General features: G+C 55.7%; 30 protein-coding genes. 17 read left to right on the forward strand and 13 right to left on the reverse strand.

Going from position 1 to position 24,219, the window contains the following annotated elements; all coding sequences use genetic code 11:
* Window positions 1–3 precede the first annotated feature (3 nt).
* From sspA to zapE, 4 genes are all read right to left on the reverse strand, one after another.
* Window positions 4–645, reverse strand: coding sequence for a stringent starvation protein SspA (sspA, locus tag LQ945_RS10460; protein WP_012147043.1), 642 nt, complete (start codon window positions 643–645; stop codon window positions 4–6).
* Window positions 646–981: 336 nt separating this feature from the next.
* Complete coding sequence (gene rpsI / locus LQ945_RS10465; protein ID WP_020831838.1) at window positions 982–1,374, reverse strand: 30S ribosomal protein S9; 393 nt, start codon at window positions 1,372–1,374, stop codon at window positions 982–984.
* A gap of 15 nt (window positions 1,375–1,389) precedes the next feature.
* Window positions 1,390–1,818 carry a 50S ribosomal protein L13 gene (rplM, locus tag LQ945_RS10470; protein WP_020831840.1) on the reverse strand — a complete coding sequence of 143 codons (429 nt, stop codon included), beginning with the start codon at window positions 1,816–1,818 and terminating at the stop codon, window positions 1,390–1,392.
* Window positions 1,819–2,091: 273 nt separating this feature from the next.
* Window positions 2,092–3,219, reverse strand: coding sequence for a cell division protein ZapE (gene zapE, locus LQ945_RS10475; RefSeq protein WP_270102844.1), 1,128 nt, complete (start codon window positions 3,217–3,219; stop codon window positions 2,092–2,094).
* Between the two features lie 231 nt (window positions 3,220–3,450).
* On the opposite strand from zapE, the gene zapG reads away from it, so the two are divergent.
* From zapG to degS, 3 genes are all read left to right on the forward strand, one after another.
* Window positions 3,451–3,852 carry a Z-ring associated protein ZapG gene (zapG, locus tag LQ945_RS10480; RefSeq protein ID WP_020831844.1) on the forward strand — a complete coding sequence of 134 codons (402 nt, stop codon included), beginning with the start codon at window positions 3,451–3,453 and terminating at the stop codon, window positions 3,850–3,852.
* 195 nt (window positions 3,853–4,047) lie between these two features.
* Window positions 4,048–5,418, forward strand: coding sequence for a serine endoprotease DegQ (gene degQ / locus LQ945_RS10485; protein ID WP_270102845.1), 1,371 nt, complete (start codon window positions 4,048–4,050; stop codon window positions 5,416–5,418).
* A gap of 96 nt (window positions 5,419–5,514) precedes the next feature.
* Entirely contained in the window at window positions 5,515–6,573 is a 1,059-nt protein-coding gene (gene degS / locus LQ945_RS10490; protein WP_270102846.1) for an outer membrane-stress sensor serine endopeptidase DegS, read from the forward strand.
* 71 nt (window positions 6,574–6,644) lie between these two features.
* Here the strand turns inward: degS and murA are convergent, their stop codons facing one another.
* The 7 genes from murA to mlaF form a co-directional block, all read right to left on the reverse strand.
* The gene (gene murA / locus LQ945_RS10495) at window positions 6,645–7,904 is read right to left on the reverse strand and encodes a UDP-N-acetylglucosamine 1-carboxyvinyltransferase (RefSeq protein ID WP_020831849.1); all 1,260 of its coding nucleotides are present in this window, start codon (window positions 7,902–7,904) and stop codon (window positions 6,645–6,647) included.
* Between the two features lie 55 nt (window positions 7,905–7,959).
* Window positions 7,960–8,214 (reverse strand): BolA family iron metabolism protein IbaG, encoded by a 255-nt coding sequence (gene ibaG, locus LQ945_RS10500; RefSeq protein WP_044553663.1) that lies wholly within the window; start codon window positions 8,212–8,214, stop codon window positions 7,960–7,962.
* 140 nt (window positions 8,215–8,354) lie between these two features.
* Entirely contained in the window at window positions 8,355–8,657 is a 303-nt protein-coding gene (gene mlaB / locus LQ945_RS10505) for a lipid asymmetry maintenance protein MlaB (protein ID WP_270102847.1), read from the reverse strand.
* Window positions 8,657–9,286, reverse strand: coding sequence for a phospholipid-binding protein MlaC (mlaC, locus tag LQ945_RS10510; RefSeq protein WP_044553666.1), 630 nt, complete (start codon window positions 9,284–9,286; stop codon window positions 8,657–8,659). Before mlaC ends, mlaB begins: the two co-directional genes overlap by 1 nt.
* A gap of 14 nt (window positions 9,287–9,300) precedes the next feature.
* Window positions 9,301–9,852 carry an outer membrane lipid asymmetry maintenance protein MlaD gene (mlaD, locus tag LQ945_RS10515; protein ID WP_041415008.1) on the reverse strand — a complete coding sequence of 184 codons (552 nt, stop codon included), beginning with the start codon at window positions 9,850–9,852 and terminating at the stop codon, window positions 9,301–9,303.
* A gap of 4 nt (window positions 9,853–9,856) precedes the next feature.
* Window positions 9,857–10,639: a lipid asymmetry maintenance ABC transporter permease subunit MlaE gene (gene mlaE, locus LQ945_RS10520; RefSeq protein ID WP_044553668.1), complete on the reverse strand. Its 783-nt coding sequence runs from the start codon at window positions 10,637–10,639 to the stop codon at window positions 9,857–9,859.
* A gap of 4 nt (window positions 10,640–10,643) precedes the next feature.
* Window positions 10,644–11,459 carry a phospholipid ABC transporter ATP-binding protein MlaF gene (gene mlaF, locus LQ945_RS10525; RefSeq protein ID WP_129941635.1) on the reverse strand — a complete coding sequence of 272 codons (816 nt, stop codon included), beginning with the start codon at window positions 11,457–11,459 and terminating at the stop codon, window positions 10,644–10,646.
* Between mlaF and LQ945_RS10530 the strand changes: the two genes are divergently transcribed.
* From LQ945_RS10530 to LQ945_RS10595, 14 genes are all read left to right on the forward strand, one after another.
* Window positions 11,458–11,742, forward strand: a complete 285-nt coding sequence (locus LQ945_RS10530) for a hypothetical protein (protein WP_182822170.1) — start codon at window positions 11,458–11,460, stop codon at window positions 11,740–11,742. The genes mlaF and LQ945_RS10530 overlap by 2 nt on opposite strands.
* 20 nt (window positions 11,743–11,762) lie before the next feature.
* A complete protein-coding gene (locus LQ945_RS10535; RefSeq protein WP_044553672.1) occupies window positions 11,763–12,749 on the forward strand; it encodes a calcium/sodium antiporter in 987 nt (328 codons plus the stop codon).
* Window positions 12,750–12,873: 124 nt separating this feature from the next.
* Complete coding sequence (gene kdsD, locus LQ945_RS10540) at window positions 12,874–13,860, forward strand: arabinose-5-phosphate isomerase KdsD (RefSeq protein ID WP_044553673.1); 987 nt, start codon at window positions 12,874–12,876, stop codon at window positions 13,858–13,860.
* Between the two features lie 17 nt (window positions 13,861–13,877).
* Window positions 13,878–14,432: a 3-deoxy-manno-octulosonate-8-phosphatase KdsC gene (kdsC, locus tag LQ945_RS10545; protein WP_044553674.1), complete on the forward strand. Its 555-nt coding sequence runs from the start codon at window positions 13,878–13,880 to the stop codon at window positions 14,430–14,432.
* Window positions 14,429–15,007: an LPS export ABC transporter periplasmic protein LptC gene (lptC, locus tag LQ945_RS10550; RefSeq protein WP_044553675.1), complete on the forward strand. Its 579-nt coding sequence runs from the start codon at window positions 14,429–14,431 to the stop codon at window positions 15,005–15,007. The genes kdsC and lptC overlap by 4 nt, the downstream gene beginning before the upstream one ends.
* On the forward strand, window positions 14,976–15,515 hold the full coding sequence (gene lptA / locus LQ945_RS10555) for a lipopolysaccharide ABC transporter substrate-binding protein LptA (protein WP_020831865.1): 540 nt from the start codon (window positions 14,976–14,978) through the stop codon (window positions 15,513–15,515). Before lptC ends, lptA begins: the two co-directional genes overlap by 32 nt.
* 6 nt (window positions 15,516–15,521) lie before the next feature.
* A complete protein-coding gene (gene lptB / locus LQ945_RS10560) occupies window positions 15,522–16,247 on the forward strand; it encodes an LPS export ABC transporter ATP-binding protein (RefSeq protein ID WP_020831867.1) in 726 nt (241 codons plus the stop codon).
* Window positions 16,248–16,297: 50 nt separating this feature from the next.
* Window positions 16,298–17,731, forward strand: coding sequence for an RNA polymerase factor sigma-54 (gene rpoN / locus LQ945_RS10565; protein ID WP_262240783.1), 1,434 nt, complete (start codon window positions 16,298–16,300; stop codon window positions 17,729–17,731).
* A 23-nt stretch (window positions 17,732–17,754) separates the two neighbouring features.
* Window positions 17,755–18,042 carry a ribosome hibernation promoting factor gene (gene hpf / locus LQ945_RS10570; protein WP_004948547.1) on the forward strand — a complete coding sequence of 96 codons (288 nt, stop codon included), beginning with the start codon at window positions 17,755–17,757 and terminating at the stop codon, window positions 18,040–18,042.
* A gap of 158 nt (window positions 18,043–18,200) precedes the next feature.
* A complete protein-coding gene (gene ptsN, locus LQ945_RS10575; RefSeq protein WP_115060613.1) occupies window positions 18,201–18,662 on the forward strand; it encodes a PTS IIA-like nitrogen regulatory protein PtsN in 462 nt (153 codons plus the stop codon).
* A gap of 131 nt (window positions 18,663–18,793) precedes the next feature.
* Window positions 18,794–19,648: an RNase adapter RapZ gene (gene rapZ, locus LQ945_RS10580; protein WP_012147065.1), complete on the forward strand. Its 855-nt coding sequence runs from the start codon at window positions 18,794–18,796 to the stop codon at window positions 19,646–19,648.
* The gene (gene npr, locus LQ945_RS10585; RefSeq protein WP_044553677.1) at window positions 19,645–19,917 is read left to right on the forward strand and encodes a PTS phosphocarrier protein NPr; all 273 of its coding nucleotides are present in this window, start codon (window positions 19,645–19,647) and stop codon (window positions 19,915–19,917) included. Before rapZ ends, npr begins: the two co-directional genes overlap by 4 nt.
* A gap of 311 nt (window positions 19,918–20,228) precedes the next feature.
* The gene (locus tag LQ945_RS10590; protein WP_270102848.1) at window positions 20,229–20,540 is read left to right on the forward strand and encodes a type II toxin-antitoxin system HigB family toxin; all 312 of its coding nucleotides are present in this window, start codon (window positions 20,229–20,231) and stop codon (window positions 20,538–20,540) included.
* Window positions 20,537–20,959 carry a helix-turn-helix domain-containing protein gene (locus tag LQ945_RS10595; RefSeq protein ID WP_182822172.1) on the forward strand — a complete coding sequence of 141 codons (423 nt, stop codon included), beginning with the start codon at window positions 20,537–20,539 and terminating at the stop codon, window positions 20,957–20,959. The genes LQ945_RS10590 and LQ945_RS10595 overlap by 4 nt, the downstream gene beginning before the upstream one ends.
* Window positions 20,960–20,974: 15 nt before the next feature.
* Here LQ945_RS10595 and LQ945_RS10600 read toward each other — a convergent pair whose 3' ends face one another.
* Window positions 20,975–22,891, reverse strand: a complete 1,917-nt coding sequence (locus tag LQ945_RS10600; protein ID WP_044553678.1) for a BglG family transcription antiterminator — start codon at window positions 22,889–22,891, stop codon at window positions 20,975–20,977.
* Between the two features lie 51 nt (window positions 22,892–22,942).
* On the reverse strand, window positions 22,943–24,160 hold the full coding sequence (locus tag LQ945_RS10605; protein WP_270102849.1) for a lactonase family protein: 1,218 nt from the start codon (window positions 24,158–24,160) through the stop codon (window positions 22,943–22,945).
* Window positions 24,161–24,219: the final 59 nt, after the last annotated feature.

The raw sequence follows: 24,219 nt of genomic DNA on the forward strand, positions 1-24,219 counted from the left end.
CGCTTAGCCCCGAGTCTGCAGGCGCATTTCGCGCTCGGCTTCGGTCAGGGAGGCCAGGAAGGCATCGCGTTCGAACACGCGAGTCATGTAGCCTTTCAGCTCTTTGGAGCCGGCACCGCTCAGTTCAATGCCTAACTGCGGCAAACGCCACAGCAGCGGCGCCAGGTAGCAATCCACCAGGCTGAACTCTTCGCTCATGAAATACGGCGTCTGACCAAAGATAGGGGCAATCGCCAGCAGCTCTTCGCGCAGTTGACGGCGAGCTGATTCAGCTTCCTGACCGTTGCTCTGCTCGATTTTGTACATCAGCGAATACCAGTTTTTCTCGATACGCAGCATCATCAGGCGGCTCTCGCCACGCGCGACCGGATAAACCGGCATCAACGGCGGGTGCGGGAAGCGTTCATCAAGGTATTCCATGATGATACGGGATTCATACAGGGTCAGTTCGCGATCGACCAGCGTAGGCACCGTCTGGTACGGATTGAGGTCAATCAGATCCTGCGGCAGGTTATCCAACTCAACCTGCTCAATCTCGACGCTGACACCTTTCTCCGCCAGTACGATACGTACTTGATGGCTAAAAATGTCGGTCGGGCCAGAGAACAGCGTCATTACCGAACGTTTGTTGGCAGCGACAGCCATGAAAACCTCCAAGTTATCTAGAAAATACTGCGAATAGCCCACTGACAGGCTGCTATCCTGAATGATCTTGACCGCAGGCCAGCAACTCGCAGCTAAACCTTAGGTCATAAAACCGGCCTCGGAGGTAAACTGATAACTGCTGCATGGCGAACAGGCGCAAAAGTGGATGATAGTTTACCAGATTTTGCTTGTTTTGTGGGGGCTGTGCGGCGAATTCGTATTGAATTGTCTGATATACCAAAGATTTTAGTAGCAGTAACGTGATTTTCAGGCATAAAAAAACCCGGTGAAGCACCGGGTTTTTGGCGTAAATTCCACTGCCGAAGCAGTAAAAAATTAACGCTTGGAGAACTGCGGACGGCGACGTGCTTTACGCAGACCGACTTTCTTACGTTCAACCTGACGGGCGTCACGAGTGACGAAGCCAGCTTTACGCAATTCTGCACGCAGAGTCTCGTCGTACTCCATCAGTGCACGGGTGATACCGTGACGGATAGCACCAGCTTGACCAGAGATACCACCACCTTTAACGGTGATGTACAGGTCAAATTTACCAACCATGTCAGTCAGTTCCAGCGGTTGACGAACTACCATGCGGGCAGTTTCGCGACCGAAGTACTGTTCCAGGCTGCGCTGGTTAATTACGATGTTACCACTGCCCGGCTTGATGAAAACGCGAGCGGCGGAGCTTTTGCGGCGACCAGTGCCGTAGTATTGATTTTCAGCCATTGCCTATAATCCCGATTAGATGTCAAGAACTTGCGGTTGCTGTGCCGCATGAGTGTGCTCGTTGCCCGCGTAAACTTTCAGTTTACGGAACATTGCACGACCCAACGGACCCTTTGGCAGCATGCCTTTAACCGCGATTTCAATCACGCGCTCAGGACGGCGGGCAATCATCTCTTCAAAGGTCGCTTGCTTGATACCACCGATGTGGCCGGTGTGGTGGTAATACACCTTGTCTGTACGCTTGTTGCCGGTTACAGCAACTTTTTCTGCGTTCAGAACGATGATGTAGTCACCGGTATCAACGTGCGGGGTGTATTCCGCTTTATGCTTGCCGCGCAGACGACGAGCCAGTTCAGTAGCGAGACGGCCTAAAGTTTTACCATCTGCATCAACAACGTACCAGTCGCGTTGAACGCTCTCTGGTTTAGCTGTAAAAGTTTTCATTAGAAAGCTTACCCAATAATTAGTTACACGTTGGTGAACACCCAAACGCTCGAAAACAGTTGAGGCTCACACGACCATACAAGTCCAGCAAACCTACCCCTTCGAATAGCCATTGCCGGCACTATAAAGTTTTTGGGAAAAAAACTTTGTTGTAACGTGGGGTCGCAAGATTATAGAGAAGTCGCTCACAAAGATCGAACGCTTTTTGAATGGAAACGCAATTAATCGCCAGCAGCGGAAAATCGGGGCGCCAGCAGTAACGCCCCCGGGCAATCACGGCAGATGCGGCAACTTGAGATATTCCTCGCTTTGCATCTCCTGCAGGCGTGACAGGCAGCGCTGGTACTCGAACTTCAGCCGCTCGCCCTGGTAAATCTCGAACATCGAGGCTTCGGCGGCGATCACCAACTTGACGTGGCGCTCGTAGAATTCATCCACCAACGCCAGGAAGCGGCGTGCGGTATTTTCCTTTAGCGGCCCCATCACGCGCACATTATACAGGATAACGCTGTGGTAGAAGCGCGATAAGGCGATGTAATCAAGCTGGCTGCGTGCTTCCTCACACAAGGTGTGAAAATCTACGGCCAGCACGCCGTCTACCGCGTGGATAACCTGCAGCGGCCGGTGATTGATCTGCAATACCGGTGCCGCCTCGCCTTTCTTGCCGGCCAGTTTCACGAACATCTGATCCATCGCCTGTCGGGTTTGTTCATCCAGCGGCGTCAGATACAGGTGCGCCTGAGTCAGGGTGCGCAGACGATAATCAATGCCGGCGTCAACGTTCATCACATCGCAATATTCGTTAATCAAATCGATCGCCGGCAGGAAGCGCGCGCGCTGCAGACCGTTGCGATACAAATCGTCCGGCGGAATATTGGAGGTAGCGACCAGCGTGATGCCACGGGCAAACAACGCCTGTAACAGCGTCGCCAGCAGCATGGCGTCGGTGATGTCTGAAACAAAGAACTCGTCGAAACACAGCACATCGGTTTGCGCCTTGAACCCATCAGCGATGATTTCCAGTGGGTTTTCCTGCCCCTGTAATTCGGTCAGCTCTTCGTGCACCCGCAGCATGAATCGGTGGAAATGCAGCCGTAGCTTGCGCTCACCCGGCAGGCTGTGGAAGAACATATCCATCAGCCAGGTTTTGCCACGCCCGACCCCGCCCCACATATATAAGCCCTGTACCGGGCGCTGTTTTGCCGTTTCGCTGCTTTTACCCAGCAGACGGCTCAGCTTGCCGCGCAGACCGCCGACCGGGGCACTGGCAACCGGTATTTGCTGCAAGGCCTGATAGATATGATCCAGCTGAGTCACGGCCTGGCGTTGAACCTCATCGGCCTGGTATTCCCCCGCAGCAAGCAGCCGCTGGTAGCGTGATAACGGTGATTGTGCCTGCATCTGTTCGATGTTCCCTAAGAACGCTTAGAAATTATTTAGCCCATTTTCGCGACATATTACGGCCGGTTAGCCCTCATATCGCCACAAATGCCCACTCTGAGCGGCGCTGAAAACCCTGCAAAAATCAGGTCAAAGCTCATCAGGATTCCACTCGGACAAGGTTAACGGTTATAGTGGATATTATTAAGTGAAAAATCCCTGCGGAACAACGAAGTCAAAATAGGAGTCATCATGACCTGGGAGTATGCGCTGATTGGTTTGGTGGTCGGTATCGTCATTGGTGCGGTAGCGATGCGTTTTGGTAACCGTAAATTACGTCAACAACAAGTTTTGCAGAACGAGTTGGATAAGAGCAAAACCGAGCTGGAAGAGTATCGTCAGGAGTTGGTCGGTCACTTTGCCCGCAGCGCCGAGCTGCTGGACAACATGGCACGCGATTATCGCCAGCTGTATCAGCATATGGCGAAAAGCTCCAACAACCTGCTGCCGGATCTGCCGATGCAGGAAAATCCGTTCCGCTATCGCCTGACCGAAGCCGAAGCGGATAACGACCAGGCGCCGGTAGAAATGCCGCGCGACTACTCCGAAGGCGCATCAGGCCTGCTGCGTGGCGAACGTCCACGTCGCGACTAAACGCCGTTCTTCGCCCGTGGGCCAGCCCCACGGGTTTTTGATCCCCCTCATACTTATTCCCCTGCACTGAGCTATCCTTAACGCTGACGATTGAGTGAACTTTTCACGCAAATTCACGGTCTTACCCTTCACTATGGTATTGCTGCTGCTTTATCATCACTATTCCACCGGCAGGTATTGAGAGAGCTATTATCAATGAAGAAAAAGTCGTTAATTCTTAGTGCATTGGCAATGAGTATTGGCCTCACACTGACCTCCGTACCGGCTGCCACCGCCGCGATGCCCATCGCCGTTCAGGGGCAACCGCTGCCAAGCCTGGCGCCGATGCTGGAGAAGGTCTTGCCCGCAGTGGTCAGCGTGCATGTTGAAGGAACCCAGGTACAGCGCCAGCAAGTTCCGGAGGAGTTCAGACGCTTCTTTGGCCCAGGCGGCCCTGGGCAACAACAAAGCTCGCGCCCGTTTGAAGGCTTGGGTTCCGGCGTCATCATCGACGCCGCCAAGGGCTATGTACTGACCAACAACCACGTGATCAACAACGCCGATAAAATCAGCGTGCAGTTGAACGATGGCCGTGAAGTGGACGCCAAGCTGGTAGGCCGTGACGAACAGTCCGATATCGCCCTGCTGCAGCTCAACGACGTGAAAAACCTGACCGCTATAAAAATAGCGGACTCCGATAAACTGCGGGTCGGCGATTTCGCCGTGGCCGTCGGCAACCCGTTTGGCCTGGGCCAAACCGCCACTTCCGGCATCATTTCCGCCTTGGGCCGCAGCGGCCTGAACCTGGAAGGGTTGGAAAACTTTATTCAGACCGATGCGTCCATCAACCGCGGTAACTCCGGCGGCGCACTGGTTAACCTCAATGGTGAGCTGATCGGCATCAACACCGCCATTTTGGCGCCAAGCGGCGGCAACGTCGGTATCGGTTTTGCCATTCCGAGCAACATGGCGCAGAACCTCAGCCAGCAGTTAATCGAGTTTGGCGAAGTGAAACGCGGGCTGCTGGGCATTAAAGGCAGTGAAATGACGGCTGATATGGCCAAAGCCTTTAATACCGACGCGCAACGCGGGGCATTCGTCAGTGAAGTGCTGCCGAAATCCGCCGCGGCCAAGGCGGGCATCAAGGCCGGCGACATCCTGGTTTCGGTCGACGGCAAGCCCGTCAGCAGTTTCGCCGAACTGCGCGCCAAGGTCGGTACCACCGCACCGGGGAAAACCATCAAGGTCGGCCTGCTGCGCGACGGCAAACCGCAGGAAGTTTCCGTTACGCTGGATAACAGCGAAAGCGCCTCAACCAATGCCGAAACGCTTTCCCCAGCCCTGCAGGGGGTTTCACTGAGCAACGGGGCGATCCCAAGCGGTGAAAAAGGCGTGAAGATCGATAAAGTGGATAAAGGCTCTGCGGCTGCACAAATCGGGCTGCAAAAAGACGATGTGATCATTGGCGTCAACCGCCAGCGAATTGAGAACATCACGGCGTTGCGCAAGGTGCTTGAGGCCAAACCACCGGTCATGGCGCTGAACATCGTGCGCGGCGGCGAAACCATTTATCTGCTGCTGCGCTGATCGTATATTTGTTTAAAAACCGGGCGCGGTGACATACTGCGCCCGGTATTCTCATGTTATCCTCCCGGTATCTTTCATCTCACGTACTAAAACTCCATGTTTGCTAAGCTCTTGCGCTCCGTCGTTATTGGTCTAATCGTTGCCGGCCTGCTGCTGGTTGCTTTGCCCGTGCTACGTTCTTCCAATGCTTTGTTCGCAGAAAAACATGATAATACCCGTGATGAAACGCCCGTCAGTTACAACAAGGCGGTGCGACGTGCCGCGCCTGCCGTAGTCAATATCTACAACCGCAACATGAACGGCACCGCCAACGTGCTGTCGCTGGGTTCTGGCGTGATCATGAATGAACGCGGCTATATCCTGACCAATCGACACGTGATCAAGGATGCGCAACAAATTACCGTGGTCGTGCAGGACGGTCGCCGCTATGAGGCGCTGCTGGTCGGCTCGGACAGCCTGACCGATCTGGCGGTGCTGAAAATAGATCAGGGCAACCTGCCGGTGATCCCGATTAATAACGCGCGCACCGCGCACGTGGGTGACGTCGTGCTGGCGATTGGCAACCCTTATAACCTCGGCCAGACCGTGACTCAGGGGATCCTCAGCGCCACAGGCCGTATCAGTATGAGCACCACCGGGCGCCAGACCTTCCTGCAGACCGATGCCTCGATTAACCGCGGCAACTCGGGCGGTGCTTTGGTCAACTCCCTGGGCGAGTTAATCGGCATCAATACCCTGACCTACGATAAAATCACCGACGGTGAAACGCCGGAAGGCCTGGGCTTCGCCATTCCCATCGAACTGGCCACCAAGATTATGGACAAGCTGATCCGCGACGGCCGCGTCATTCGGGGTTATTTTGGTATTCAGGGCAAAGAGATTATTCCGCTGCGCTCGTCCAATTCCGGTATCGATCGCCTGCAGGGCATTATCGTGACTGAAATTACCCAGGGCGGGCCGGCAGGCAACGCCGGTTTCCATATTAACGACGTGATCATTAACGTGGACAACAAGCCTGCGGTATCGGTGTTGGAGACCATGGATCAGGTGGCCGAGATACGCCCGGGTACGGAAATTCCGGTGGTGGTCCTGCGCGAAGGCAAACGCATCACGCTGAAGATGACCGTGGGTGAATTCCCGGAAGACAATAATTAAAAAGGCCCGGCAATGCCGAGCCCTCAATACTGCATTGACTACGCCGGAGCCAGGCCCCGGCGTCAGACAAATTACTCGCCTTTCACACGCTCGATATTAGCACCCAGCGCGCGCAGCTTGTCTTCAATACGCTCATAACCACGGTCGATGTGATAGATACGATCGACCACGGTCACGCCGTCGGCGATGCAACCGGCCAATACCAGGCTGGCAGAAGCACGCAGATCGGTCGCCATCACCTGAGCACCCGACAGTTGCTCAACGCCGTGGCAAATCACGGTGTTGCTCTCGATCTCAGCGTGTGCGCCCATGCGGATCAGCTCAGGCACATGCATGAAGCGGTTTTCAAAGATGGTTTCGGTGATCACGCCGGTGCCTTCCGCAACCAGGTTCAGCAGGCTGAACTGAGCCTGCATATCGGTCGGGAACCCCGGGTGTGGCGCAGTACGCACGGTCACCGCTTTAGGGCGTTTGCCATGCATATCCAGGCTGATCCAGTCTTCGCCCACTTCGATATCCGCACCGGCTTCGCGCAGCTTGGCCAACACGGCATCCAGCGTATCAGGACGGGTGTCGCGACACATCACCTTGCCGCCGGAAACGGCTGCAGCAATCAGGAAAGTGCCGGTCTCGATGCGATCCGGCAGAACGCGGTAAACGCCGCCACCCAGACGTTCAACGCCCTCGATGGTAATGCGGTCACTGCCGGCACCGGTGATTTTTGCACCCAGCGTGTTGAGGAAGTTGGCGGTATCGACAATTTCCGGTTCGCGCGCCGCATTCTCAATCACGGTGGTACCGGTCGCCAGGGTGGCAGCACTCATGATGGTCACGGTAGCGCCCACGCTGACCTTGTCCATAACGATGTGCGCGCCCTTCAGGCGGCCATCGACGGAAGCTTTAACATAGCCTTCTTCCAGTTTGATCTCTGCACCGAGCTGTTCCAGACCCGTAATGTGCAGATCGACCGGACGCGCACCGATGGCGCAGCCGCCCGGCAGAGAAACCTGACCACGACCGAAACGGGCAACCAACGGCCCCAACGCCCAGATAGAGGCGCGCATGGTTTTCACCAGATCGTAGGGCGCACAGAACTCGTTCACGCCGCTGGCGTCAACGAATACGGAGCCGTTGCGTTCAATCTTGGTGCCTAATTGGCTGAGTAGCTTAATGGTGGTGTCGATGTCCTTCAGCTTCGGGACATTCTGCAACTCGACCGGCTCTTCCGCTAACAATGCGGCGAACAGGATCGGCAGGGCGGCGTTTTTAGCCCCGGAAATAGCCACTTCACCGCTGAGGCGGGTCCGGCCCTGCACACGAAATTTATCCATTTGACTACTCTCTGTTATCTAAACTGACGCTGCCCGCCCCGCTGGGCAAACAGCCTTAAAATCCGTTGAGTTTGCGATCTCGCTGCCACTCTTCAGGGGTGTACGCCTTAATCGACAAGGCGTGAATACGGTTGTCCGCAATGTATTCCATCAGCGGCGCATAGACCGTCTGTTGTTTCTTGACGCGGCTCATGGCGGCAAACAGCTCACCGACCACGATCACCTGAAAATGGCTGCCGTCGCCGGTAACATGTGCTTCTTCCAGTGCCAATGCGCGCATCAGCACATCTTTAATCTCGCTATTTTCCATAGTATCCAGTTCTGTATCAAAAGGATCATAATCAGCCTGATATCTTAGTGGAATACGACGTTTTCTTAAACTAAAGAAAAAGCCCCTGTTGTACAGGGGCTTTCTGGGGAGAAAACGTCTTCATCCAGTTGAAAATCGGGCTAACCAGCGGTATCGACAGGCATTATTGCTTGCAGATTGTACAGTGCGATCAGCGTTTTCAAGCGATCGCCGGCGCCAGAAATTTTTAATTCCACGCCATGTTGGCGCTGCTGTTCGCGCAGATGCACCAGCAGTGCCAGCCCGGACGAGTCCACCCGCTGCAGTTGAGTCACGTCGATAACGGTTTTATCCGCCAGCAACGTTTCCCGCTGTTCCCACAGCGGCAGCAGCGTTTCCCGATCCAGTGCACCGCGCAGGATCAGGGTCTGTTGCTGCGATTCAAAGCTGAGTGCCGCTGACATCAGTTTTTCTGATCCAGCGTAATCGGCTGAGCCGCCGCCGCTTGCAGTTGCTTGGTCAGGCCGTCGATCCCCTGGGTACGCAGCGTAGAAGCCCACTCGTTCTGCTTGGTGGTAATCATGCTGACGCCTTCGGCGATCATGTCATAGGCCTGCCAGTGACCGGTTTTGGTGTTTTTGCGCCACTGGAAGTCCAGACGCACCGGCGGGCGACCGCCGTTGTCGATGATGGTCACGCGGATCGCCACAATGCTGGCGTCGCCCAGCGGCTTCTCGGGTTCAATCTGATAAGTTTGGCCGTGGTACATGGCCAGCGCCTGGCCGTAAGCCTGTTCCAGATAGGCCTGGAATGCGGTGAAGTAGGCTTCACGCTGCGCCGGCGTCGCTTCTTTGTAAAAACGGCCCAGCACCAGCGCACCGGCGTATTTGACCTGCACAAACGGCATCAGTTCCTGATGCACCACTGAACGCAGGTAGTTCGGGTCCTGCTTGATTTTCGGCTGTTCGGTTTTCAGACGGGTGAAGGTCTTCTCAGCCGCGTCTTGCATCAGGCTGTAAGGATTGGTCTGATCGACCGCATTCGCCAGCGGTGCGACCACCAGCAGGGCAACCATAAGTAAACGTTTAAACATGCAGGTTTCCTCTCTTAATGAATAGGGGCAGCGGCTTGTGGGGCAGCGCCGGCAGCCGGCTGAGCAGCCGCGTCTCCCGTTTTGGCTGCATCATCCTGACCGCCGCTCTTATACAGGAACTGGCCGATCAGATCTTCCAGAACCATGGCTGATTTGGTGTCCTGAATCGTGCCGCCGTCTTTCAAAATGGCCGTGCCCATGTCCGGATCTTCAAAACCGACGTTCAGCGCCAGATATTGTTCCCCCAACAGGCCGGAGGTGCGGATCGCCAGCGAACTGGTGTCCGGGATCTGGTCGTATTTATCCTGGATATCCAGGGCTACGCGCGGCGTATAGGTTTTAGGATCGAGCGTGATATCAGCCACTCGGCCAATCATCACACCGCCGATTTTCACCGGAGAACGCGCTTTCAGACCGCCGATGTTATCGAAGGTCGCATAGATGCGGTATGTCGGCTCGTTACCGATCGACTTAATGTTGGCCACTTGCAGGCACAGAAACACGATGGCGCACAGCGCAATCAGCATAAATGCCCCAACCCAGATTTCACTCTTCTTCGTTTGCATCGAATCAATTCCCAAACATCAGTGCTGTCAGCACGAAATCCAATCCCAACACCGCCAGTGACGAATGTACCACGGTACGGGTCGTTGCCCGGCTTATCCCTTCAGAGGTCGGTACGGCATCATACCCGTTGAAGATGGCAATCCAGGTCACGGTGATGGCAAATACCACGCTCTTGATCAGGCAGTTGAGCAGGTCTTTTTTCCACTCAACAGCGCCCTGCATGGCCGACCAGAAGAAACCGCTGTCAATGCCCTTCCAGTCTACGCCAACCACCGAGCCGCCCCAGATGCCGATAGCGACAAAAATCATCGTCAGCAATGGCATGCTGATCAAACCGGCCCAGAAGCGCGGCGCAACGATACGCCGCAGCGGATCGACGGCCATCATTTCCAGACTGGAGATTTGTTCCGTTGCCTTCATCAGGCCAATTTCGGCCGTCAATGCAGAGCCTGCACGTCCGGCAAACAGCAGCGCGGTGACCACCGGACCCAGTTCACGCAGCAGCGATAACGCCACCATCATGCCCAGGCTGGCTTCAGCGCTGTAAGTGGTGAGCACCAGATAGCCCTGCAACCCCAGCACCATACCGATAAACAACCCGGAAACCACGATGATCAGCAGCGACTGCACGCCAACGCTGTGCAACTGCTTGAGCAACAGTGGCCACTGCCTGCGCGGCTCAGGCCGCCCGACCAGCGCGTTGAACAGCATCAACCCGGCGCGCCCAAAGCTGGCGCTGGTGTTGATGCCACGGCGTCCTAACGACGCTAACGCCCGTAATAACATCAGCTTATTTACTCCCTAAACCTAACAGCTCGGCCTGGTAATCGCCGGCCGGATAACGGAAGGGTACCGGCCCATCGGCAATACCATCCAGGAACTGGCGCACGCGTGCATCAGGATTGTTCTGTAATTGCTGCGCCGTGCCTTCGGCTATCACCCGATGATCGGCCACAATGTAAGCGTAGTCGGCGATGCTCAGCACTTCCGGCACGTCGTGCGAAACCACGATGCAGGTGATGCCCAGCGCGTGATTCAGCTCATCGATCAGCTTGACCAGTACGCCCATGGTGATGGGATCCTGGCCGACGAAAGGCTCGTCGAACATGATCATCTCCGGATCGAGCGCAATCGCACGTGCCAGCGCAGCTCGCCGCGCCATGCCGCCTGACAATTCATTCGGCATCAGATCGGCCGCTCCCCGCAGCCCCACCGCTTCCAGCTTCATCATCACCGTGCTGCGCAGAATGGGCTCCGGCAAACGGCTATGTTCGCGCAGCGGGTAAGCCACGTTTTCGAACACCGTCAGATCGGTAAACAGCGCGCCAGACTGAAACAGCATGCTCATTTTCTTGCGCGCTTCATACAGTTGATGGCGAGACAATGCGGGAATGTTATCGCCATCAAACCAGATTTCACCGCTGTCCGGTGCCAGTTGGCCGCCGATCAGACGCAGCAGCGTCGTTTTGCCAATACCGGACGGCCCCATGATCGCCGTGACCTTGCCACGGGGAACCGTCAGGTTGATATCTTCGAATATCAGTCGATCGCCACGCGAGAACGTCATGTCGCGAACTTCGACCAGATTCTCTGCCTTCTGGTGCATGTTAATTGATCCTTTACGGGTCATTTTTGCCAAATCTACCCACGATGTTAAAGCAACGGGCGCAATGCGTCTCATCTTTACAAAAACTTACCGCCATTTCGCTACCAATGGTGCCATAGGTTTTACTTTTACGCGCCACCCGGTCAAAATTGGCGCCATAACGAAAAAAAACGAAAGTGTTCATATATTAGCCGGGAAAACCCGTTGCTGTGGCTTTAACCTGCGCAACGGAGGGCAAAGCAAGATAGCCGAATTACGGCTTTTAACCAACGAACCGGGATGATACCCAACAAAGGACCCTGCATGTTTCTCGCGATAGCTTTATTAATCGTTGGTTTATTTTTACTGGTATATGGTGCAGACCGCTTAGTTTACGGTGCTGCGGTAATTTCCCGTTCACTCGGCGTGCCACCGCTGATTATCGGTATGACCATCGTCGGCATCGGCACTTCACTGCCGGAGCTGTTTGTGTCGACCACTGCGGCATTGAACGGGCAAATCGATATGGCCGTGGGGAACGTATTAGGTTCCAACATCACGAATATTTTGCTGATCCTCGGCGTTGCCGCGCTGATACACCCGCTGGCGGCGCGATCCGAAGTGTTGCGGCGCGAACTGCCGCTGATGTTGGCGGTCACAGTATTGTGCGGTTTCGTGCTGATGGACGGCACGCTTAGCCGACTGGATGGCGTGCTGCTGTTGGCCGCCGCCGCGGTATTTATTCTGTTGATGTTGAAAATTGCCCGGTTGGCGCAGCGTGAAGGCAGCGACAGCCTGACCGTGGAGCAACTCGCCGAACTGCCGCAGGACAGCAGCAACACCGTGGCGGTGTTGTGGCTGGTGCTGGCGTTTATCATTCTGCCGCTGTCTTCCAAAATGGTGGTCGATAACGCCACGGTCATCGCGCACTATTTCGGTATGAGTGAGTTGGTGGTGGGCCTGACCGTCATTGCCATCGGCACCAGCCTGCCGGAGCTGGCCACGTCGATCGCCGGCGCACTCAAGGGCGAAGATGATATGGCGATTGGCAATATCATCGGCTCCAACATTTTCAACACGGTGATCGTGCTGGGCGTGCCCGCCCTGCTGTCTCCGGGGACCGTCGATGGTGCCGCCTTCCATCGCGATTACTGGGTCATGCTGGCCGTCAGCATTGTGCTCAGCGCCCTGTGCATCGGGCGCAAACATCGCATCGGTCATCTGGCCGGCGCTCTGTTATTATGTGGTTTTATTGCGTACCTTGCGGTGCTGTTTTTTAACCCTTTCAATTCATTTAGCTATAGCCTCTAGCTTTCAAGTTGCAGCCAGGCGGCAAACTCACTCATCCCCAGGTGCCTGCTCAGGTAAGTCACCGGGATGAGTGGATACGGCGCTGTAATTTGAGAGATGACGGGTATGACCGATGGGAATGAGCATGTCGAACATTCAGTTGCAACCGGGCTTTGATTTTCAGCAGGCAGGCAAAGAAGTGCTGCAGATTGAGCGTGACGGGCTGGCCCAGCTCGATCAATACATCAATGCAGACTTTACCCGCGCCTGCGAGTTGATCGCCGAATGCAGCGGCAAAGTGGTTGTGATGGGCATGGGTAAATCCGGGCACATCGGCTGCAAGATTGCCGCCACCTTCGCCAGCACCGGAACGCCGTCGTTCTTTGTTCATCCGGCCGAGGCCAGCCATGGCGATCTCGGCATGGTCACCGCACAGGATATCGTGCTCGCCATTTCCAATTCGGGTGAGTCCAACGAAATACAGGCGCTGATCCCGGTGTTGAAACGTCAGCGTATCCCGCTGATCTGCATGACCAACAACCCGGAAAGTTCGATGGGCAAGGCGGCGGATATTCACCTGTGCATCAAGGTGCCACAGGAAGCCTGCCCACTCGGCCTGGCGCCGACCACCAGCACCACCGCCACGTTGGTGATGGGCGATGCGTTGGCCGTCGCACTGTTAAAAGCTCGCGGTTTCACGCCGGAAGATTTTGCGTTATCGCACCCAGGGGGCGCTCTGGGCCGCCGCCTGCTGCTGCGCGTATGCGACATCATGCACAGCGGCGATGAAATTCCTCACGTCAGCGCCGATGCATCGCTGCGCGACGCGCTGCTGGAAATTACCCGAAAAAATCTGGGCATGACGGTTATCTGCGATGATTTGATGAAAATCGCCGGTATCTTCACCGACGGTGACCTGCGCCGGATTTTCGATATGGGCATCAATCTCAACGAGGCCCGCATCGTCGATGTCATGACGCTCGGCGGCGTGCGGGTACGTCCGAACCTGCTGGCGGTCGACGCGCTGAATCTGATGCAGCAACGTCACATCACCGCGCTGCTGGTTGCCGATGGCGACCAATTGCTGGGTGTGGTACATATGCATGACATGCTGCGCGCCGGCGTCGTTTAACTATGGAAGAGAACTCAATGAGTCTGGTTGAAACCTGCTACGGGCCTGTAGAGCAAGAGGTCATGGCGCGTGCCGGCAAAATCCGCCTGCTGATTTGTGATGTCGACGGCGTGCTGTCAGACGGCCTGATTTTCATGGGCAACAATGGTGAAGAATTAAAAGCGTTTAACGTACGCGACGGTTACGGCATCCGCTGCCTGAAAACCTCGGATATCGAAGTGGCAATCATTACCGGTCGCTCCGCCAAGCTGTTGGAAGACCGGGCTAAAACGCTCGGCATCACGCACCTTTATCAGGGGCAATCCGATAAGCTTTTGGCCTTCCGCGAACTGTTGGATACACTGTCGCTGACGGCGGATCAGGTCGCCTATATCGGCGACGACCTGATCGACTGGCCGGTGATGGCGCAGGTTGGCCTGGCGGTCGCGGTGGCAGATGCGCACCCGCTGCTGACGCCACGGGCACATTATGTTACCCGCATTGCCGGCGGCCGCGGTGCGGTACGTGAGCTGTGCGACATTATTCTTTTGGCTCAAAACAAGCTGGAAGACGCCAAAGGGCTATCGATATGAGTAAAACCAAACTTTGGATCACCGTGCTGCTGGCGGTGATCGCACTGGCGCTGATTGGCTGGAACATGACGGATTTCAGTGATGATACGGCTCCGGGGCCGGTGAACAGCCAGGACCCGACTTATCAGAGCCAGCATACGGTCACCATAGTGTACAATCCGACCGGCAAGCTGAGTTACAAGCTGGTGGCGGAAGACGTGAAGTACTATACCGCCGATGAATTAAGCTGGTTCACCCAGCCGGTGATGACGCTGTTTGATGAAAACGCGGTGGCCACCTGGTCAGTTCGCGCCGACCGCGCCAAACTGACTAAAGACCGGATGCTGTATCTTTACGGCCACGTCGAGGTGAACAGCCTGACCACCACGTCGCAGCTGGAAAAAATTAAAACAGACAATGCTCAGGTGAACCTGGTGACCCAGGATGTGGCTTCGGATGACGAAGTGACGCTCTACGGGACGAACTTCACCTCTAACGGCATGAAAATGCGTGGGAACCTGCGGGCCAAGACCGCTGAGCTGATTGATAAGGTTAAGACCAACTATGAAATTCAAAACCAACAAACCAAGCCGTAATCTGTTAATCGGCAGCTTGATTTTGGCCGCCAGCGCCCCCGCATGGGCGCTGAAGTCCGACTCCAATCAGCCGGTGAGCATCGACTCGCTGAAACAGTCTCTGGACATGCAGAGCAACGTCAGCACCTTTACTGATAACGTGGTGATCAAACAAGGCACCATCGATATCAAAGCGGACAAAGTCGTGGTCACCCGCCCGGGCGGCGATCAGAACAAAACCTATATTGAAGCCTTTGGCAACCCGGTCACCTTCTATCAGATGCAAGACAGTGGCAAGCCGGTGAAAGGCCACGCTCAGAAGGTGCGTTACGATGTGGCGTCTCAGTTGGTGACCCTGACCGGGAACGCCTATCTGGAACAGCTCGACAGCAACGTCAAGGGCGATCGCATCACCTACCTGGTGCAACAGCAGCAAATGCAGGCGTTTAGCGATAAAGGCAAACGCGTGACTACGGTTCTGGTACCGTCGCAGTTGCAAGACAAAAACGGGCAAAACAAGAGTAACTAATCACTTATGGCTACACTCATCGCAGAAAACCTGGCGAAAGCCTACAAGGGCCGCAAAGTCGTTGAAGACGTCAGCCTGAAAGTGAAATCCGGCGAGATCGTCGGCCTGCTGGGGCCAAACGGCGCCGGCAAGACCACCACTTTCTACATGGTGGTCGGTATCGTTCAGCGTGACGCCGGGCGTATCGTGATTGACGAAGAAGACATCAGCCTGCTGCCGCTGCACGCCCGTGCGCGTCGTGGCATCGGCTATCTGCCGCAGGAAGCCTCGATCTTCCGCCGTCTGAGCGTTTACGACAACCTGATGGCAGTGCTGGAAATCCGTGACGATCTCAGCAGCGAACAGCGGGCGGACCGTGCGGTAGAGCTGATGGAAGAGTTCCATATCTCCCACCTGCGCGACAACCTGGGCCAGGCGCTGTCCGGTGGCGAACGTCGCCGCGTGGAGATCGCCCGTGCGCTGGCGGCTAACCCGAAATTCATCCTGCTGGATGAACCCTTCGCCGGGGTTGACCCGATTTCCGTTATCGACATTAAAAAAATTATCGAGCACTTGCGTGACAGCGGCCTGGGCGTGCTGATCACCGACCACAACGTGCGCGAAACGCTGGACGTGTGTGAACGCGCCTATATCGTCAGCCAGGGCAAACTGATTGCTCACGGCACGCCGGATGCTATTCTGGCCGATGAGCAGGTAAAACGCGTTTATCTGGGCGAAGAATTCCGCCTCTGAGTGCCGGCGCGTCCTGATGGGCGACTGTTAACGGAAGTAGACTGAAGAATATGAAGCAAGGTTTGCAACTCAGGTTTAGCCAACAACTGGCCATGACCCCCCAGCTCCAGCAGGCCATACGCCTGCTGCAGTTGTCCACGCTTGAGCTCCAGCAGGAGATACAGCTGGCGTTAGAGAGCAATCCACTGCTTGAACAAACCGATTTGCACGAAGAAATCGACGCTAAAGAGACCACCGAAACCGAAGGTTTGGATACCCGGGAGGCGCTGGAGCAAAAGGACATGCCCGAAGAGCTGCCGCTGGACGCCACCTGGGACGAGATCTATACCGCCGGCACTCCGTCAGGGACCCGCACCGATTACAGTGACGATGAACTGCCGGTGTATCAGGGCGAAACCACCCAAACCCTGCAGGATTACCTGATGTGGCAGGTGGATCTGACGCCGTTTTCCGATACCGATGCCGCCATCGCCACCTCAATCGTCGACGCCGTCGATGACACCGGCTATCTCACCGTGCCGCTGGAAGACATTCTGGAGAGCATGGGTGACGATAATGTGACAATGGACGAAGTCGAAGCGGTTTTAAAGCGCGTGCAGCGGTTTGATCCGGTTGGCGTCGCGGCGCGCGACCTGCGCGATTGTCTGCTGGTTCAGCTTTCCCAGTACGCCAAAGACACCCCTTACCTCGCAGAAGCACGCCTGATCATCAGCGAACATCTGGACCTGTTGGCGAACCACGACTTTCGCAGCCTGATGCGAACAACCCGCTCAAAAGAAGATACACTGAAAGAAGCGATGCTGCTGATCCAGTCACTCGATCCGCGTCCAGGCCAGTCGATCAACACCGGCGAATCTGAGTACGTGATCCCGGACGTGCTGGTACGCAAAGTGCAGGATGTGTGGACGGTCGAGCTCAACAGCGACAGCATCCCAAGGCTGAAGATCAATCAGCAGTATGCCGCACTGGGCAACACTGCGCGTAACGACAGCGACGGTCAGTACATCCGCAGCAATCTGCAGGAAGCGAAATGGCTGATCAAGAGCCTGGAAAGCCGCAACGACACCCTGCTGAAAGTTTCGCGCTGCATCGTCGAGCAGCAACAGGCGTTCTTTGAGCAAGGCGCGGAATTTATGAAGCCCATGGTGCTGGCGGATATCGCTCAGGCCGTGGAGATGCATGAATCGACAATTTCACGCGTGACCACGCAGAAGTTTTTGCACAGTCCGCGCGGCATTTTCGAATTGAAGTATTTCTTCTCAAGCCACGTGAATACCGACAGCGGAGGCGAAGCTTCCTCTACGGCGATCCGTGCGGTGGTGAAGAAATTGATTGCGGCGGAAAACCCCGCCAAACCGCTCAGCGACAGCAAGCTGGCCACCCTGCTCTCCGATCAGGGGATCATCGTGGCGCGGCGTACCGTCGCCAAGTACCGAGAGTCTTTGTCCATCCCGCCGTCCAACCAGCGTAAACAGTTGGTTTGACCTCTATTGAGAAGGAAGACACTATGCAGCTCAACATTACCGGACACCACATCGAAATCACCGAACCCTTGCGTGAGTTCGTGAACACCAAGTTCGCCAAACTCGAACAGTATTTTGACCGCATAAATCAGGTGTATGTCGTGCTTAGTGTGGAAAAAGTGCAGCAGATTGCGGAAGCGACGGTGCACGTGAATGGAGGCGAGTTGCACGCCACCTCGGAAGACGAGAACATGTATGCGGCAATTGATACCCTGATCGACAAACTGGCGCGTCAATTGAACAAACATAAAGACAAACTGAAACAACACTGACATTCTGGGCCGTTTCCGTCAGCGGGTACGGCTCAAACGTAGCCTCGGCCATCGGCGCGTTACCTGTTTGGGTACGCGCCGATAAGCCATCAGGGTTAAACAAGGCGAAAAATCACCTCACAAGCCTGCTTGCTGGTGTGGTTTTAAGTGAAGATGAGATGAACAACGAAACAATGCAGTTAAGCTCGGTATTAAATATCGAGTGCACCAGAAGCTCTGTACATTGCACCAGCAAGAAACGGGCTTTGGAAATTATTAGCGAACTGGCCGCCAAACAGCTCAACCTGCCACCCCAGGTGGTGTTTGACGCGGTTCTCACCCGCGAGCGCATGGGCAGCACCGGTATCGGCAACGGTATCGCCATTCCCCATGGCAAACTGGAAGAGGACACACTGCGGGCCGTTGGCGTATTTATTCGTCTCGACCAACCTATCGCCTTCGACGCCATTGATAACCAGCCGGTCGATCTGCTGTTCGCCCTGCTGGTGCCGGCCGACCAATGTAAAACCCATTTGCATACCCTGTCTCTGGTCGCCAAGCGTCTGGCCGACAAAACAGTATGCCGTCGCCTGCGCGCGGCCCAAAGTGACGAAGAGCTTTACCAAATCATCACCGAGTAACGCCCGGCTGGCGTGACTTCCAGCCCGGATAACGATACTGTTTAGCCATGATGGATTCCGGTTCAGGCCGGAATAATAAAGTTTCTAACGGTGGCGATAGACGCCGCCGAGATGCCAGGGGGAGTTGCCACATGGTGCTGATGATTGTCAGCGGCCGTTCCGGTTCAGGGAAATCCGTCGCCTTGCGGGCGCTGGAAGACATGGGTTTTTACTGCGTTGATAACCTGCCCGTGGTACTGCTGCCGCAGCTTGCCAATACGCTGGCGGAACGCAACAGCTCCGCGGCGGTAAGCATCGACGTGCGTAACATGCCGGAATCGCCGGAAGTGTTTGAATATGCGATGACCCAACTGCCTGACAGCTTTTCGCCGCAGTTGCTGTTCCTCGACGCCGATCGTAACACACTGATCCGCCGTTACAGTGATACTCGCCGCTTACACCCGCTGTCCAGCAAGAACCTGTCGCTGGAAAGCGCCATCGACGAAGAAAGCGATCTGCTTGAGCCGCTGCGTTCACGGGCCGATCTGATCATCGACACCTCGGAAATGTCGGTGCATGAACTGGCCGAAATGCTGCGTACCCGTTTACTGGGCAAACGCGAGCGCGAACTGACCATGGTGTTTGAATCCTTCGGCTTTAAACACGGCATCCCGATCGACGCCGATTACGTGTTCGACGTGCGATTCCTGCCGAACCCACACTGGGATCCTAAACTTCGCCCGATGACCGGCCTGGATAAACCCGTCGCCTCATTCCTCGATCGCCACACTGAAGTGCACAACTTTATCTACCAGACCCGCAGCTATCTGGAACAGTGGCTGCCGATGCTGGAAACCAACAACCGCAGTTACCTGACGGTGGCCATTGGCTGTACCGGCGGTAAGCACCGTTCCGTCTACGTGGCAGAACAGTTGGCCGACTACTTCCGTTCACGCGGCAAGAACGTGCAATCGCGACACCGCACGCTGGAAAAACGTAAACAATGACGGTCAAGCAAACGGTTGAAATCAAAAACAAACTGGGCATGCACGCCCGCCCGGCGATGAAGCTGTTCGAGCTGGTGCAGAGTTTTGACGCCGAAGTGATGCTGCGTAACGACAGCGGCACCGAGGCCGAAGCTAGCAGCGTGATTGCACTGCTGATGCTGGACTCCGCGCAGGGGCGCCATATCGAGGTGGAAGCCACCGGCCCGGATGAGGTAAAAGCGCTGGCCGCAGTGGTTGAGCTGATTAATTCCGGTTTTGACGAAGACTAGTTTCCCCGCAGCGAAGAAGCCAGTATCAAGAACGCGCCCATCAAGGCGCGTTCAACATTTGTGAGACATCCCCCAATTCCCCGTGCATGCCAAATGGAAACATCTTGCCTCTCTGCAAAACCGATCCCAACGATTGTAACGACCATAACAAACTGATTTTATTATTTAATAATAAATCTACAGTGACTTCTCAACAGCAAAACACCGACATATTACGCCGCCGTTCGCCGCAGAGACAAAAAATGAAGTTTACAATTTGTGAACTAATAGCTCAGCCGCTACAATGATGACAGGGCATGAATGAGGGAGCGATGCATATAATTTCAAGGGAACCGTTCAACGAGGCCGCTCTCCGCTACCCCAACGAAGCAGCCTCTCTCAACACAATCTACAAAACGCTGCGCCGAGGGACGTTCCATACACCGGAAGAATTAAAATCCCTTTTCCCTAGCCTGGACCGAATGAAGTACAAAGCAAAATGGTGGGTCATTGATGTCGGAGGAAATCATCTCAGGATCTTATTCTTTGCCAACTTTGATACCCAGAAAATATTTGTTAAACAGATAGTGACTCACGCAGAGTACGACAGATTACTGCAGCAGTACCGGAGGAACCCAAAATGATCACCGATGCGCTTAAGGCCACCCATGAGCTGTTGCGCGCCATTCCCTTATTAGGTGGCAGCACCTCGCCGCAGGATTACCGTGATGCTCTGGCGTTAGTGGAACACCTGCTTGAAACCGACGAGCGCCACCCGCTGATTGACGTTCTGGCAGCCAAGATCGCCGAGTATGAAGATAACAGCCCTGATTTTGCGGAGTTCAATCAGCGCATCGCACAGCTACCGCAAGGCGTAGCCGCGCTCAGCGTACTGATGGAGCAATACGGTCTCAGCCAAAGCGACTTCGAAAACGAGATCGGCAAAAAGTCACTGGTGAGCCAAATTCTAAGCGGAAAGCGATCGCTGACCATCCCCCATATCATGGCGCTGGCAAAACGTTTCAACCTGCCGCCGGCCTTGTTCTTGCCAGAAACCCGTTAGGGAGGGATCCCAGTCCTAGATCCGGCTCAAGCAGTCCAGCGCCACCGCCTTGAAGCTGTCGAAGTTGTCGCTGCCCAACAGGCGGCTCATTGAGCGTTCACGTACAAAGGTGACGAACAGTTCGTAAATTGCCATCGCTTCTTCGTAATCACTTTTGCTGATCGCCAACAGGAAGATCACGTGGGCGATTTCTCCCTCTCCCCAGACCACGCCCTGCGGCGCCAGCAGCGTCACCACCACGGTTTTCTTCGCCAACAGGCCCAGCGAGTGCGGCAGTGCAATCCCTTCTCCCAGCAACGTGGAAACAATCGCCTCACGTTCCACAACCGATGGATAGAAATCATCGCCAACGTAGCCTTCACTCTCCAGTTGGCTGCACACTTTCTGGAACAATTGCGCCTGAGTCAGCGGCTCGTTCACCACCATAAAATGCTCGGCGTCGAAAAATTTCTCCAGCATGTAGGGCTTGGTGCGATCCACCAGCACCAGCTTACCCAGCTGTTCGAGCTGGTATTCGGTCGGGAACGGCGACATCACCACCACCGGTTTGTTCTTTTCGCTGACCCGCGCGTTGGAAATGACAAAGTCTTCGTCGATATGATTGAGTACCTCGTAATCGCGTAGCGAAACGATGCGCGTCATCACCAACTGCGGGTATTTGCGCGCAATTTGCGCCTGGATCATCCGGACCGTCGAGTTGCCGGTATCGCAGACCAACATCACCTGCGGGTGGCGTTCGTAGCCGATGTTGTAATGCCGCTCCAGGCCAACGCCAATGTGCAGCACCAAATAGCCGATCTCGTTTTCACTCAGGGTGTAAGGCGTGTATTTTCCCCAGCTCGATACGGCCGCCAGCGTTACGTCGTAGGCCATCGGGTAGTGCTGCTTGATGTTCGCCAACAGGGGATTGGGGATATTAATCTGGTATTTCACCCGGGTGATCATGGTTTTGATGTGGGTGAGCAGATCGGCCCGCAGCTGTTTGTCCCCCTGCAGGTTGTAGTTATAGTGCGAATTGATATACGACAGGATGTAATCCACCAGCGCCTCTTCATCGTCGGCGTTGATCTCGGTCGGCTGCACCTCCTGCACGCGACGCGCGGCGATATTGACCCGCAGATAAGCCTCCTCCGCCACCGAGACCTCTTTGCCGCTGGCTTTGCGTAACTCCCCGGCTAACCAGGTAGAGGCCTTGCGCACCGCGTCATCACCGTCCTCAACGTCAAAGTCCGGCAGCGGATAGCCGTCGGTAATGCGCCGCAGTGCCACCGCACAGTAGAAAATCAGGTACTGCTCACCCTCGTCGGTCAGACGAATAGCGTATTGCGACAGCAGCGGATGCAGCAGCCCGGCAAAGGTCGCCACCTGCGGTTGCCGCAGGATCTCATTGTTAAGCAACGGGTTCTCGGCGTCGGCCAAATGCAGTTGGAATAACAAGTCGGTCAGACAGGCACGGATCGCCATCTCCGAACCGAACAGCTTCATGCCGTAGCGCGGCTTGGTCTCGATGGTCAACTGATAGTGCGCCAGGCGCTCCCTCACCTCAGCCATGTCGTTTTGCAGCGTGCCGCGGCTGACAAACCATTCGTCGGCTAAATCTTCCAGCTTCAGAGAAAAGGCTGAGGTCAAAAAACGAACCAGCAGATAGTGCACCCGCTCCTGTGCGCTGCGCGGCGTAGCGTGCTTTTTACGCTCCTGATGCTGCAGGGCGCTGAACAACCTGGCGTCATCCACCTGCAGGCGATAGCCCGCCCCGCGGCTATGCACAAAGTGCGCACCATACTTTTCCAAAATATCGTTCAGCGCGGTGATGTCAGCGCGTACGGTTCGGGTGGACACAGCGAAGCGCTTCGCCAACTCATCCTGAGGCAAGGTTTCGGACTGCAAAGCATCAAACAGATAGGCCAAACGCGGGTAGGGAAATCGCACCATTCTCTTTCCGTCAATTAGAGTGCCCGCCAGGAGGCTCCGGCGGGCAACAAGTTACTTGGCAAGCGGCAAGAACACCATTTGCGAGGGGCTGCCCACTGGCGTATAGCCTTCAACAAAGCTGAGTTTGCCACTGGCCTTATCCACGCTGAAGCGGGTGACGTTATCGCTGCGTTGATTCATCGCATACAGATAACGCCCGTCCGGGCTCAGCGTAAGCGATCGCGGGTAATCTCCGCGCGTCCAGGTTTCCGCCACCGAATGCAGCTCGCCGCCGCTGCCCACGCTAAACTGCGCAATGCTGTTGTGCAGCCGATTGGCCACGTACAGGTTTTTGCCATCCTCGCTCAGGACCAGGCCGGCGGCGAAGTTGGTGCCTTTATAATCGGCAGGCAGCGAAGAGACCACGTGCAACTGTTTCAGAGTACCTTTTTGATTATCAAAACGGTAGCTGGTCAGCGTGGAAGCCTCTTCATTCACCAGCAGCACGGTTTTCCCGTCCGGATGGAACACGAAATGACGCGGCCCGGCGCCGGCAGAAGATGCCGCGATCCACGGCGGATCGTTCGGCGTTAACTGGCCGCTGGCGTCGTCAAAGCGCCATTGATAAATACGATCCAGCCCCAGATCGGTAGAGAATACAAACTTGCCGCTCGGATCGCTGGCGATCATATGCGCATGCGGGCCATTGTGATCGCTGATGGCAAAACTCCCCTCCACCGCCGCCTCCGGCTTGCCGGCCCCTGCCGGCCCTTGCTGTTGCTGCACCGAACTGGCCTTACCCAGCTTGCCGTCGCCCTCAACCGGGAAAACCGCTACGGTGCCGCTGACATAGTTTGCCACCAGCAGGTGGCGCCCGTTTGGCGTCAGGAAAAGATAAACCGGCCCCGCCCCCTGCGAATCAACCTGATTGAGCTGGGTCAGGCTGCCGTCCTTTGGTTGGATGCGGTAAGCGATAATGCCGCCGTGTTGAGTCCCGTTAAAGTCCGCCACTTCACTGGCGACATACAGCGTCTGGCCTTTGGCATCCACGGTAAGCTGCGCCGGATTCGGCTGGCTGCTGGCCAACGTCCTGGCGCTCAGTGCACCACTGACCGGATCGACCTGCACCCGGTAAACGCCTTCGCCGTTAGGGTTGTAAGTACCGATATAAGCAAAATGAGATGACGTAGATTTCATTGCATCCTCAGCATGAAGCGCCGGGCTAGCCATTGCCAGCAGCGCCAGAGTGACTGCAGTTCGCAGGGTGGAAGAAGTTTGCCAGTTTCGCATAGTTATCCTGATGGTATACCCGTCGTCTTTCAAGCCACAGCGTTGTTATCTGCACTCAC

The organism is Serratia liquefaciens, assembly GCF_027594825.1.
GTDB classification, from domain to species: Bacteria; Pseudomonadota; Gammaproteobacteria; order Enterobacterales; family Enterobacteriaceae; genus Serratia; species Serratia liquefaciens_A.